The following is a 12,925-nucleotide window of genomic DNA, read 5'->3' on the forward strand; positions in this document are numbered from 1 at the left end:
TACCATGCTTCGTTGGAATGAGGAATCTTCACAAGTACAAGCAGCGGCGCTAATGCGCCCTGCAGTTTCTGTAAGCGCAAAGGTTGAAGCAATATGCAAAACTATTTTAGCTAATGTAAAAGAGCAAGGCGATGAGGCCTTACTTAGCATGGCCAAAGAGTTTGATAATAGAGCTAACCCACGTTTGCGCGTACCGCTAGATGAAATTAACGCATCTGAGCAAGCACTAAGTGCTGAGCTTAAATACGCAATTGACACCGCTTATGCAAATGTTAAACGTTTTCACGAAGCGCAGTTGCCAAAAGATATTAAATTATCAACCCAACCAGGCGTTGTATGTGAACTGAAATATCAAGCCATCGAAGCAGTCGGTATTTATGTACCCGGTGGCAGTGCACCACTGCCATCGTCGGTTATTATGCAAGGTGTATTAGCACAGTTAAGCGGCGCTAAAACCGTTGTACTAGCTACGCCGGTACAAGGTGATAAAGCAATTAACCCTGCTATTTTATATGCAGCTAAGTTATGTGGCATTACTACTTTGATAGAAAGTGGTGGCGCAGGCGCAATTGCAGCAATGGCTTATGGCACCGAATCGGTTCCTAAAGTAAACAAAATTTTTGGCCCAGGTAATAGCTTCGTAACAATGGCTAAACAGCTCGTTGCGCAAACTATCCCAGGTATGGCAATTGACATGCCAGCAGGTCCTTCTGAAGTATTAGTTATTGCAGATGAACGTGCAAACCCAGAATTTATAGCCGCCGATTTACTCTCACAAGCAGAGCACGGCGCAGACTCGCAAGTTATTTTATTATGTAACAGCGAAAGTATTATAGAACAAACTCAGCAGGCACTTACACGCCAGTTAGCTAATTTGAGCCGTAAAGAAACAGCCGAGCAAGCGCTCGCTAATTCTTCACTTATTTTGGTTGATTCAGTTGAGCAAGCATTTGACGTATCGGCGCAATACGGCCCAGAGCACTTAATTTTACAACTAGGCGATGCAACACCTTACCTAGATAAAGTTAAAAATGCAGGCTCAGTATTTGTAGGTGACTACACACCAGAATCTGCAGGCGATTACGCATCGGGTACTAACCACGTGTTACCAACATATGGTTACAGTGCAACTTACTCGAGTTTAAACTTGCTTGATTTTTTCCGTACATACACAGTGCAAACAATTACTAAAAGTGGTTTAACGCAGCTTTCAAAAGCAATTTTACCACTTGCAGATGCAGAAGGCCTTGATGCCCACGCTAATGCGGTTTCAATTCGTTTAGAGGCAATTAAAAATGAGCAATGAGAGCGCACAAGCGTCTAGCTTATTACCTAAGAATATTGCAGCCCTTGCTGCATACAGCTCTGCAAAAAGTGAAAAGCTAACCGGTACTACGTGGCTAAATGCTAACGAAAGCCCGTATGCTAAAAATCTTGAACTGAGTATTGAGGATTTAAATCGCTACCCCGACCCACAACCGCAACTGGTTATTGACCGTTACGCCGCTTATACAGAACTTGAAAGCGAAAATGTATTAATGACGCGCGGCGCAGATGAAGGCATTGAGCTTTTAGTGCGCACATACTGTGAGCCAGCAAAAGATAGTATTGCGCTATTTTTACCAACCTACGGTATGTACAAAGTTACCGCCGATACACACAACGTTGGTATTAACGCGCTTACCCAAGAATTATTATTAAGTGGCAGTGCTGACGAAATAGTTGCAGCTGTTGGCAGCTCAAAACTGGTATTTATTTGTAACCCAAATAATCCAACGGGCAGCCTAACACCACTTGATAAAGTAAAAGCGATTGCAACAGCACTTATGGGTAAAGCACTGGTTATTGTTGACGAAGCCTATATAGAGTTTTGCCCAGAGCAAAGTGCCACAAAACTTATTAATGAGTTTAGTAATGTAGTGGTTCTGCGCACGCTTTCTAAAGCCTTTGCGCTAGCGGGGCTCAGAACGGGCTTTACGCTTGCACAAGTGAGCGTACTAGCGCCAATTCGTAAAGTCATTGCGCCGTATCCGGTATCAGGTGTTGTAGCAAGTATTGCAGCGCAAGCAATTGCACCCGATGCAATTACATCAATGCGCCGCCAAGTGACTATTTTAAATAGCTTAAAAGCTAAGTTGGTAGATTGGCTAAACGCCTCCCCTGCTGCATTAAAAATTCTCACTGGTGAAGGTAACTTTGTTACTTTAAAATTAGCCGATAAAAACTACTTTAAAATTGCACTTGAGCAAGGTTTAGTTATGCGCGCTTTTACACTATACGGTGAAGACGACTGGCTACGAATTTCAATTGGCAGTGAACAAGAACTTGAACAAGTAAAAATTTGGTTAGATGGCTTACAAACGCCGGCTACCGCAGCATCTTTAGCAGGAAACGAAGTATCATGAGTAACCCCTATTTATTTATAGACCGCGACGGCACTATTATTGAAGAGCCAATTACCGACAAACAGGTAGATAGCCTTGAAAAGCTAGCATTTTTACCTGGTGTTATTCCTGCGTTATTACAATTACAAGCCGCAGGTTACCGTTTAGTAATGGTGTCTAACCAAGATGGTTTAGGCACAGATAGCTTTCCTACTGCTGATTTTGATATTGCACAAGACAAAATGATGGACATAATGCAAAGCCAAGGCATTAGCTTTGACGAAGTATTAATTTGCCCACACTTTGATGAGCAAAACTGTGATTGCCGTAAACCTAAAACGGGCTTACTTACCGAGCTTATGCGCTCTGGCAAAGTAGACTTAGCGCGCTCTTTTGTTATTGGCGATCGCCAGACCGATATTGGCCTTGCTCAAAACTTATGTTGTGAAGGTATTTTATACGACGGCGATTGGAGTGCGATAGTGACAAAATTGACTACCGCAAACCGCGAAGGTCGTGTTACACGCAACACTAAAGAAACCCAAATTGATGTAGCCATAAACTTAGATCAAACTAAAAATGGCAGCATAGACACCGGACTTGGCTTTTTTGATCACATGCTTGATCAAATTCGCACGCACGCAAACATTGGTTTAAACATTAAAGCCAAAGGCGATTTACACATAGATGAGCACCACCTTGTTGAAGACATTGGTATTGCTCTTGGTGTTGCACTTAAACAAGCGCTTGGCACTAAATCGCAAATTGCACGCTATGGTTTTGCGCTTCCTATGGACGAGTGTAAAGCCGAAGCACAAATTGATTTATCGGGCCGTGCATCATTTGTATTAAACGCTAACTTTAGCCGCGAAAAAGCAGGCGACTTAGACGTGCAAATGGTTGAGCACTTTTTCAAAAGCTTGAGTGATAACGCCGCTATTAGCCTTATTTTATCGGTAAGCGACGGTAACTGTCATCACCAAGTAGAAGGCTTATTTAAAGCGTTTTCACGTGCTCTTCGTATGGCAGTTGCACAAGACACGACCCAACAAACAGCCAGCTCTAAGGGATGTTTATGATTGCCATAATTAATACCGGTTGTGCCAATATAAATTCAGTACGCTTTGCGTTTGAACGCTTAGGCCAAACGCCAACAGTTATTACTTCACCAGAGCAATTAGCGGGTTTTGAGCGCGCTATATTGCCAGGTGTAGGTCACGCGTCGGTTGCTATGAAACGCCTAGTAGATAACGGCTGGCAACAAGCTATAAATGAATACCAGCGCCCGCTTATGGGTATTTGTTTAGGTATGCAGTTACTGTGCGAAAGCACCGAAGAAGGTAACGTACAGTGCCTAGGTAAAATACCAGGGCAAGTAAAAGCGCTTGATGTAGGCAATTTAACGTCGCCGCATATGGGTTGGAATAACTTAAGCGTTAACAAAGAGCATGCATTAACTAAAGGGCTAACGCTTGATGAGCAAGTGTATTTTGTTCACAGCTTTGCGCACACCGTAAACGACGCCACATTAGTGAGCGGCGAGTACGGTCAAACCTTTTCAGCCATTGTTGCTAAAGACAATTATGCAGGCATGCAATTTCACCCAGAGCGCAGCGCAAAAGTTGGCGCACGTTTATTACAAAATTTTGTTGATTGGCAGTTATAAGCTGCCCATTAACTAACAAAAAAGAGATTATTTGTGATTATTCCAGCATTAGACGTATTACAAAATCAAATTGTGCGCTTGTACCAAGGTAAATACGACACAGCACAGTTTTACCCTTTCGAACTTGGCGCGCGTTTAAAAGAATACGCCGACAGTGGCGCAGGTAAACTACACCTTGTTGATTTAGAAGGTGCACGCGATCCAAGTAAAAAACAGTGGAAACATATTCAAGCTGCAACCAAAGCACTTAACGTACCTTACCAAGTGGGCGGCGGTATTCGCTCAGAGCAAGATGTAAGTGATTGGCTAAAAGCCGGCGCAAACCAAGTTGTTATTGGTTCAATGGCAGTAGAACAACGCGAACAAGTAAAAGCCTGGATTGAACAATTTGGCGCAGAGCACTTTGTAATTGCCCTTGATGTAAATAAAACAGCCACGGGCTGGGCACCTGCTACACACGGTTGGTTAAGTGAATCTGAATTTGGTTTACTTGAGCTGGTAGATTTTTACGTGGGCTTAGGTGTTATCGACTTTTTATGTACGGACATCAGTAAAGACGGCACCATGACGGGCCCATCATTTGAGCTTTACGAAGACCTAACTCGCCATAACAGCACAATCAAAGTGCAAGCTTCAGGTGGCGTAAGCTCACTAGATGACATTAAAAAGCTTAAAGAGCTGGGTGTGGGCGGCGTTATTTTAGGTAAATCATTGCTTGATGGCGCATTTAGCGTTGAGGAGGCACTGGCATGTTATCAAAACGCATAATCCCGTGTTTAGACGTTAAAGACGGCCAAGTAGTTAAAGGCGTTAAGTTTAAAGGCCATGAAATAGTTGGCGATATTTTAACAATGGCTAAAGCCTATAGCGAAGCTGGTGCCGATGAACTGGTTTTTTACGAAATCAGTGCAAGCGTTGAAAAACGCCTACTCGATGTGAATTGGGTAGAGAGCATTGCACGTAATATCGATATTCCATTTTGTGTAGCGGGCGGTATTAAATCAGTGGCTGATGCAGCGCGTGTACTTGAGCGCGGTGCTGATAAAATAAGTATTAACAGCCCTGCTATTGCGCGTCCTGAACTTATTAAAGAATTACACGATGAGTTTGGTAAGCAATGTGTTGTAGTCGGCATTGACAGCTTTTTTGATGAAATTACCGGCGAGTATTTAGTGTATCAATTAACCGGCGATCCTAATGCATCAAGCCGTACACGTTATAAAACACAAGAATGGGTTAAACGCGTACAAGACTTAGGCGCAGGCGAAATTGTATTAAACTGTATGAACCAAGATGGCGTTCGTAACGGTTACGACAACGAGCAACTAAGTAAAATTCGCGAGCTGTGTGACATTCCTTTAATCGCCTCTGGCGGTGCGGGTAGTATGCAAGATTTTGTTGATGTATTTAAACAAAGCAAAGTAGATGGTGCATTAGCCGCCAGCGTTTTTCATAAAAATGTGATTAACATTGGCGAACTAAAACAATTTTTAACCGATAACCAAGTGGCAGCAAGATTATGCAAGTAACACAACAAAACCAAGCTCAGGTCGATTTCGCTAAAAGTGACATGATCCCTGCTATTATTCAAGATGCCCGCTCTGGTGTTATTTTAATGCAAGGCTTTATGAACAGCGAAGCACTCGCTGTCACGCTTGATACCAATAAGGTAACGTTTTACTCGCGTTCAAAATCGCGTTTATGGACTAAAGGCGAGTCATCAGAAAACTACTTAAACGTAGTATCTGTACATACCGATTGTGACTACGATTCAATTTTAGTACTTGCCAACCCAGAAGGCCCAACGTGCCACTTAGGCACACAAAGCTGTTTTGGTGATGAAGCAAAACCAAGTTTAAGCTTTTTAGCACAGTTAGAAGATGTGATTGTTGCGCGTAAAAACGACGACCCTGAAAAAAGCTACACAGCGTCATTATTTGCAAAAGACTTAAGCCGTAGTTGTCAAAAAGTAGGTGAAGAAGGCGTTGAAGTTGCCCTTGCCGCTATGAAACACGATAACGATGAGCTAACAAACGAATCTGCTGATTTAATTTATCACCTTACAGTATTGCTACAACGCCAAGGCTTAGCCCTTGAAGATGTAGTTAAATGCTTGCAAGGTCGCCATAAATAGCATTAGTTGTGACTAACAAAGAGGCTCATATTTATATGGGCCTTTTTATTTTTACAGTAAATCACGTGTGATATAGTGCGTGGCTAAATTAATCGGTTACTGTGAACTATGAAAAACTATATTATTCCTTCTATTGTCGCATTTATTTTAGCAGGCTGTACCAGCAAAACTAATCAGACTACAACAACCACTACTACAAAGAATCAGTCTGTAAAAACCACAGTAACACCCGATGAATGCAGCACCATAAATAACCTTATAAGCAGTTATGATTCTGGTTTTAATTCAATCAAAACAGATAAAGTAAATAACCAGTTTACTAATCAATGGCGTACTAATACTCATATAATTGGAGCAAACTGTACGGTTACTTTAAATAAGTCAGAGCAAGCAAGCTACCAATGCCAAACACCTGTTAAAACACAAACGCAAACAATAAAGTCTCATCAAAAACTGGCTAAGCAATTACGCCAATGCTTAACCAAAACAGGTTGGTTGGAAAGCCAAAAAGAAACAGCAAGTTCAATTTACAGCACCTTTGTACTTGATACTAAAACCCCTGTCATTACACTTGCTACTAATCAAGAAGGTATTGGGTTTTCTTCTCGCTTTGAAATTGCACCACCATTAGGACTTTAATATGCGCCAATTAAATCAAAACAAAAAACCGTCTAAATTTAAAACTGATTGCCTAGGAATATGCGAAAGGCGCAGCGGTTACTGCACCGGTTGTGGGCGTACCAACGAAGAAATTTTTGATTGGATAATATTATCTGAAGATGAAAAAAAAGCGATTTTAGAAACACCGCGAGCAGACGCTAACTCATAACAAATAAAGCCCCTAAATGTTAAAAGTAACAGTTAACTGATTAACTAAAAACTTTTTGCTTGTTGTTGCTATTCATTTTAGTTGCGCTAATACAGCTTTCGACTACTTGCTCAAATGAGTTATTAATATCTATATTTATAACATTGGGCTCATCTTCTTTTGGAACTTCTAGCGCTTCAAATTGGCTTTTGAGTAAATCAACAGGCATAAAATGCCCTTTTCTGTCCTGCATACGGCTTTTAACCAGCTCAAAATCACCAAAAAGATGTAAAAAGGTAATGCCTGTATTTCCATCACATATTTGTTCTCGGTATTTCTTTTTTAATGCTGAGCAGACTATTACCGCAACTTCATTTTTCTTTTCAATGCTAAATGCAGCATCACGTATTCTTTCTAGCCAAGGCACACGATCAGCATCATTTAAAGGCTGCCCAGATGACATCTTTAATATATTAGCCTTGGGATGTAAGTCGTCTCCGTCGATAAATTTAGCGCCAATGCGCTTTGCTAATGCATCACCCACACTTGACTTTCCTGTGCTTGAAACCCCCATTACAATATAAATACGACCTACATTTGTGTTACTCATGTATTTACCCTCGCCTTAATTTAATAATTAATTATTTTCAATGTATATATTATATTGAGTTACGGGTAACATGTTACGCGTAACAAATACGAAAGTGAAGTTAAACACACACTAAACATCATAATTCACACTGAATATAAGTAGGGAAAAATGTCAGATTTATCATTAATACTAACAGCGGTAGGCTCCATATTTTTATTGCTTTTTTTAGTAATGAAAGTACGACTACATGCTGTCGTCTCTTTAATCCTTGTTTCTATGATTGCAGGATTATTCTCAGGAATGAACCCTGAAATGATTGCCGCTACAATTCAAAAAGGAATGGCCGGAACACTAGGCTTTGTAGCGGTGGTGGTCGCTTTAGGCGCCATGTTCGGCAAAGTAATGGAAGAAACCGGCGCGCTGGATCGCATTGCCCACACACTTTTACACCGTTTTGGAGAAAAGAACGCTAATTGGGCGCTTACCTTTACGGGCTTTATTTGTGCCCTCCCCCTCTTTTTTGATGTAGCCGTTGTACTTTTAATCGGTATTGTTTTTGCTGTGGTACGAAAAGGCGGTGGTAGCGTTGTTAAAATTGGTATTGGGCTACTTGCTGGTATAGCGTCTTGTCAGGCGTTTCTTATTCCTGCGCCAGGGCCGATTTTGGTTGCCTCTCAATTAGGCGCTGACTATGGTTATATGATTTTATTTGGCCTTATTGCTGCCATACCGGCAATGATTATAGGAGGTCCAATTTGGGGCTCTATTATTTCTAAATCTATTCATGTAGAACTCCCACAGCACGAACAAATCGACGATAACCAAAGAGTTGGTAAAGGCACACCTAGTTTTGGATTAGCATTAGGTTTGATTGCTTTGCCATTAATTATGATTAGTTTGAATACTATTGGTAGTCGCTTTGTTGAAAAAGACTCTGATTTATATAATTGGTTAGCCTTTATAGGTCATCCATTTACTGCAATTTTAGTTGCCTGCCTAATGGCATTTTATTTGCTCGGCGCAAGGCGCGGTGTCCCTAATGCTAGAATCATGGAAATTTGTGGTAGTGCCTTACAACCTGCGGGAATTATTATTCTTGTCACTGGTGCCGGTGGGGTATTTAAACAAGTATTAGTTGATTCAGGAGTAGGTACGGCACTGGGTAATTACTTAGCTGGCTCAGGCTTACCGATTGTAATACTCGCTTTTGTATTATCAGCCGCTGTGCGGGTCATTCAAGGCTCTGCGACAGTAGCTATGCTTACAGCGTGTGGCTTAATTATTCCAATGCTTCAGCCTTTAGGCCTTGATGGAGCGCAGCTTGCCGCTGTTACCATCGCTATTGGTGGGGGCTCTATTGTGCTCTCCCATGTAAACGACTCAGGATTTTGGTTAGCGAGTCGCTATCTCGGTTTGAGCGAAATGCAAACTCTTAAAACATGGACAATTATGGAAACCATTATTGGTACTGTTGGCGCACTTGTCGCTATGATTATTTCTCTGTTTTTGTAAAATTACAGTATGTAGAGTTATCATCACACATATAAAAATTACCTGAGCCTTTTGTTATTTAGGCTCAGGTAATTAGGCTCAGGTAATTAGGCTCAGGTAATTTAAGTATTTAAACACTCTCACCTAGATGAACTATATAACCAGTATCAATTACTTGCTTATAATTCATGCTAGTATCCAAATCGGAATTAATCCGGCTCAACAACTCTCTTCCCGCAACATTACCTATCTGATAACGAGGGGTGATCACACTTGCTAATTGAGGCACCATTGCTTGGCCAATATCATGACCATGAAAACCCACAACCCCCATTTGGCTAGGCACTAAAATATTATTTCGCTGGCACTCAAAAATAGCCCCAATTGCTAAATCATCATTAGTACAAAACAAACAGTCAGTATTTGGGTAGTCAGTACGCGCTTTTTGTAAAAGTTCAGCGCCTAAACTATAAGATGAAGCTTGATCAGTCATCACACTTTTAGGCGTAAAGCCTTTAGCTAACATAGCATCTGAATAACCTTGAAATTTTAGGCGTGTTCGTACATCGAGCCTTGCACCTATATAAACAATATTGCGATAGCCTTTATTTAAAAGTGCCGTCGTCATATCAAAAGCGGCTTTAACGTTATCAAAACCAACCGCTTGCTGCATAGGAGAGTGATGAGTATCCATTATTTCAATCACAGGTACACCTGACATTTCAATCATTTTTAGCGTTCTGTCCGTGTGTGTGGTTTCTGATAAAATTAAACCATCAACGTGGTACGACAATAAATACTCAACCCGTTTTTCTTCAATTTCAGGGTTGTAACCATAATGGGCCAACATTGTTTGATATCCTGCAGGCCCTGTTACATCTTCAATACCTCTTATAACTTGAGCAAACACGTGATTCGTTAACGATGGAACTAGTACACCAATAGAGTAGCTTTTAGCATTAGAGAGTAAATCAGGGGCTTTATTTGCAATGTAACCTAGCGTATCAATAGCTGCACTAATTTTAGTGCGAGTAGACTCTGATACTTTTTCAGGATTACGTAAATAACGACTCACCGTCATTTTGGTTACACCAACCGCATCGGCAATATCTTGAAGAGAAGAACGTTTGTTTTTTTTCATCACACACAATTAAATAAAATGTTACTTGTAACATACCAACTATTGTGAAAAATCACTACTTTTAGCCATTTTTATTTAAGTTAAAATAATAAATATTTAGCCTACCGCCTGTATTTAAACTGTTGCTAAATGATTGGTTAAAAAGGTTTAGAAAACCTAAACCTTTTTAACCAACGATACTGTATTTACAGTAAAGTTGAACAAGCATTTCTAAATAATTTAATTTTAAGCCTTATCGAGCGCTTGGCTTACATCGGCAATTATGTCAGCAATGTTTTCAATACCGACTGACAAACGGATTAAATCGCGACTTACACCCGCATTAGCAAGCTCTTCATCATTTAATTGGCGGTGTGTAGTTGACGCAGGATGACACGCAAGCGACTTGGCATCGCCAATATTAACTAAGCGTAAAATCATGTTTAGCGCATCAATAAAACGAGTACCTGCTTCTAGGCCACCAGCAATACCAAAGCTTAAAATACCCGATGCTTTACCACTGGTAATTTTTTGGCTCATTTCGTTATACGGGCTTGATTTAAGCCCTGCGTAATTAACCCAAAGCACTTTTGGATGATTTTCTAAATACTCAGCTAGCTGCTGTGCATTTTCGCAGTGGCGATCCATTCTTAAGCCTAACGTTTCAAGGCCAATTAAAATGTCAGATGCGTTTTTAGGCGCAAGCGCTGCGCCAGTATTTCTAAGTGGCACTACTCTACAACGTCCAATAAATGCAGCTTCAGCAAAAGCTTCGGTATAAACCACATTGTGATACGACGGATCGGGCTCGTTCATCATTGCAAAGCGCGTGGCATTCGCTTTCCAATCAAATTTTCCTGAGTCGACAATCATGCCGCCAATGGCAGTACCGTGCCCGTTTATATACTTTGTCAGCGAGTGAACCACTATATCGGCGCCTAGCTCAAATGGGCGGCATAAATACGGCGTAGCCACGGTATTATCAACAATAAGCGGCACACCTTTGCTGTGTGCAATACGTGCTAAACGTTCAATATCAACAATATTACCTGCCGGGTTACCAATAGATTCACAAAAAACAGCACGGGTGTTGTCGTCAATTGCATTCTCGAACGCGGTAAAGTCATCGGCTTTAATCATGCGCGCTTCAATACCTTGCCTAGGTAGTGTATGAGCAAATAAGTTATACGTGCCACCATATACTTGGCTGGTGCTTACAATATTAGTACCGACTTCACACAATCATTGAATAGCATACGTAATAGCGGCCATCCCAGAGGCAACAGCCAGCCCACCAATACCCCCTTCCATTGCAGCAATACGTTGTTCAAGTACGGCATTTGTTGGGTTCATTATGCGGGTGTAAATATTTCCAGGTACTTTTAAATCGAATAAATCAGCGCCATGCTGCGTATTGTCAAATGTATAAGAAGAAGTGTGATAAATAGGCACGGCTGCCGATTTGGTCGTAGCCTCAGATTCGTAACCGTGGTGCAGTGCTAATGACTCTAATTTCATAATTATTTCCTTCAATTAATTTACCACTAACCTAGCATTTCTTGGTTATAAAATGCACATGAAATATATTAAAAGATGTTGAGGTGATTTGATTTAAGTTGAAGGCGGATAAGAGCGATAACCGGACACTGGAAAAGTTAAATTTATTCCCGCTTTTTTGAGTAGGAACCTAATTTTATCCGATAAGATTATTAAACGCCGTTTTGGGCAAAATAACATGCTTAATTCCTAGCTATTTTAATTACTTGTTTACAAAGGTAATTATTGGTGAAATTATCATGGTATGTAATATACGCCATTGTGGTGTGTTATAAACCACCAAAATGGCGTTCAATAAGCTGTTAGTTGTATAAGGATGTATCATCATGAATTGGCTCGCCGCATTTAGTCGGCTTTTCTTACTTTTAGATAAAAAAGACACACCTGCGTATCATAGTGGTGGTGACTTCATTAAAGTTATTCAGCAGTATGACCAAGGACAGCCTGGTTATTCTCTATATATCAAAGAAAGAAACAATCGAGGTCTCAGTACTTCTAGAAAAGACTTTTATTGGGATATTTTAGACGGTTTAGATGACTCTGTTAGATTAGAGGTATTTAGAACGTTTATAGATATTATTTCTCCTCATTTCCCTTTTGAAACTGATGAGCTCAAATCATATCTTTTTGGTTCTGGTAATCCTGTACCTCAAGTGGTGTTGCCTCAAGATAACTGGAATTCTGAAAAGTTAAATACCCTCCTAAAAAAAATAGATAGTGTTATTGACCAGAAAAATTATAATCACTCGATGACATTATCGTATACGTGCCTAGAGGGTTTATATAAAGCTTATGTGCACAAGCATTTACCGCAAAGCTCTCACTTAAGTGAATTAATTCCTTTATCAAAAGTTGTGCGAGATGATATCACTGTAAAACTAAATGCGATTGGTCCATTTCCTCAGAATATGGTTACAAGCATATCAACGCTTACAAGTGCCATTGGCAACTCAAGAAATGGTTTTAGTGATTCACATTTTGATAATGAGTCCAATAAATGGCTAGCAAGTTATAGCCGAGATTTAGTGAACTCAATTGGGAGGTTAATCTTACACTTCCTATAAAATACAACCATACAAGTGACTAAGGTTATGAGTGTCCGCAATTGGCACTTAGCAGTCATAAATAAACGAATCAAACATCAACAAAAAAGGCGCTTCCTTTACGGTAAGC

13 protein-coding genes and 1 pseudogene are annotated in these 12,925 nt (G+C 40.5%); 11 read left to right on the forward strand and 3 right to left on the reverse strand.

The window, feature by feature from the left end:
- Positions 1–4: 4 nt before the first annotated feature.
- The 9 genes from hisD to JG479_RS17150 all read left to right on the forward strand — a co-directional run bounded on the left by hisD (position 5) and on the right by JG479_RS17150 (position 7,013).
- On the forward strand, positions 5–1,306 hold the full coding sequence (gene hisD / locus JG479_RS17110) for a histidinol dehydrogenase (RefSeq protein WP_024597350.1): 1,302 nt from the start codon (positions 5–7) through the stop codon (positions 1,304–1,306).
- Complete coding sequence (gene hisC / locus JG479_RS17115) at positions 1,296–2,405, forward strand: histidinol-phosphate transaminase (RefSeq protein WP_200220563.1); 1,110 nt, start codon at positions 1,296–1,298, stop codon at positions 2,403–2,405. The genes hisD and hisC overlap by 11 nt, the downstream gene beginning before the upstream one ends.
- Complete coding sequence (gene hisB / locus JG479_RS17120; RefSeq protein WP_008138596.1) at positions 2,402–3,463, forward strand: bifunctional histidinol-phosphatase/imidazoleglycerol-phosphate dehydratase HisB; 1,062 nt, start codon at positions 2,402–2,404, stop codon at positions 3,461–3,463. Before hisC ends, hisB begins: the two co-directional genes overlap by 4 nt.
- Positions 3,460–4,050 (forward strand): imidazole glycerol phosphate synthase subunit HisH, encoded by a 591-nt coding sequence (hisH, locus tag JG479_RS17125; protein WP_002960265.1) that lies wholly within the window; start codon positions 3,460–3,462, stop codon positions 4,048–4,050. The genes hisB and hisH overlap by 4 nt, the downstream gene beginning before the upstream one ends.
- Positions 4,051–4,083: 33 nt before the next feature.
- The gene (locus tag JG479_RS17130; RefSeq protein ID WP_200220564.1) at positions 4,084–4,818 is read left to right on the forward strand and encodes a 1-(5-phosphoribosyl)-5-[(5-phosphoribosylamino)methylideneamino] imidazole-4-carboxamide isomerase; all 735 of its coding nucleotides are present in this window, start codon (positions 4,084–4,086) and stop codon (positions 4,816–4,818) included.
- On the forward strand, positions 4,800–5,579 hold the full coding sequence (gene hisF / locus JG479_RS17135) for an imidazole glycerol phosphate synthase subunit HisF (protein WP_002960269.1): 780 nt from the start codon (positions 4,800–4,802) through the stop codon (positions 5,577–5,579). The genes JG479_RS17130 and hisF overlap by 19 nt, the downstream gene beginning before the upstream one ends.
- Complete coding sequence (hisIE, locus tag JG479_RS17140; RefSeq protein ID WP_007376299.1) at positions 5,570–6,184, forward strand: bifunctional phosphoribosyl-AMP cyclohydrolase/phosphoribosyl-ATP diphosphatase HisIE; 615 nt, start codon at positions 5,570–5,572, stop codon at positions 6,182–6,184. Before hisF ends, hisIE begins: the two co-directional genes overlap by 10 nt.
- 108 nt (positions 6,185–6,292) lie before the next feature.
- Positions 6,293–6,823, forward strand: a complete 531-nt coding sequence (locus JG479_RS17145; protein WP_200220565.1) for a hypothetical protein — start codon at positions 6,293–6,295, stop codon at positions 6,821–6,823.
- Between the two features lies 1 nt (position 6,824).
- On the forward strand, positions 6,825–7,013 hold the full coding sequence (locus JG479_RS17150) for a DUF1289 domain-containing protein (protein WP_002960277.1): 189 nt from the start codon (positions 6,825–6,827) through the stop codon (positions 7,011–7,013).
- A gap of 40 nt (positions 7,014–7,053) precedes the next feature.
- Here the strand turns inward: JG479_RS17150 and JG479_RS17155 are convergent, their stop codons facing one another.
- The gene (locus JG479_RS17155; RefSeq protein WP_200220566.1) at positions 7,054–7,602 is read right to left on the reverse strand and encodes a gluconokinase; all 549 of its coding nucleotides are present in this window, start codon (positions 7,600–7,602) and stop codon (positions 7,054–7,056) included.
- A gap of 150 nt (positions 7,603–7,752) precedes the next feature.
- Between JG479_RS17155 and gntU the strand changes: the two genes are divergently transcribed.
- Positions 7,753–9,096 carry a gluconate transporter gene (gntU, locus tag JG479_RS17160; RefSeq protein ID WP_200220567.1) on the forward strand — a complete coding sequence of 448 codons (1,344 nt, stop codon included), beginning with the start codon at positions 7,753–7,755 and terminating at the stop codon, positions 9,094–9,096.
- A 109-nt stretch (positions 9,097–9,205) separates the two neighbouring features.
- Here gntU and gntR read toward each other — a convergent pair whose 3' ends face one another.
- Positions 9,206–10,216, reverse strand: coding sequence for a gluconate operon transcriptional repressor GntR (gene gntR / locus JG479_RS17165; RefSeq protein WP_076924709.1), 1,011 nt, complete (start codon positions 10,214–10,216; stop codon positions 9,206–9,208).
- Positions 10,217–10,441: 225 nt separating this feature from the next.
- Positions 10,442–11,713 (reverse strand): annotated as a pseudogene (locus JG479_RS17170) (O-acetylhomoserine aminocarboxypropyltransferase/cysteine synthase family protein).
- A 365-nt stretch (positions 11,714–12,078) separates the two neighbouring features.
- On the opposite strand from JG479_RS17170, the gene JG479_RS17175 reads away from it, so the two are divergent.
- Entirely contained in the window at positions 12,079–12,816 is a 738-nt protein-coding gene (locus JG479_RS17175; RefSeq protein WP_002962282.1) for a hypothetical protein, read from the forward strand.
- Positions 12,817–12,925: the final 109 nt, after the last annotated feature.

This window comes from Pseudoalteromonas sp. LC2018020214 (assembly GCF_016598755.1).
Taxonomy (GTDB): Bacteria; Pseudomonadota; Gammaproteobacteria; order Enterobacterales; family Alteromonadaceae; genus Pseudoalteromonas; species Pseudoalteromonas distincta.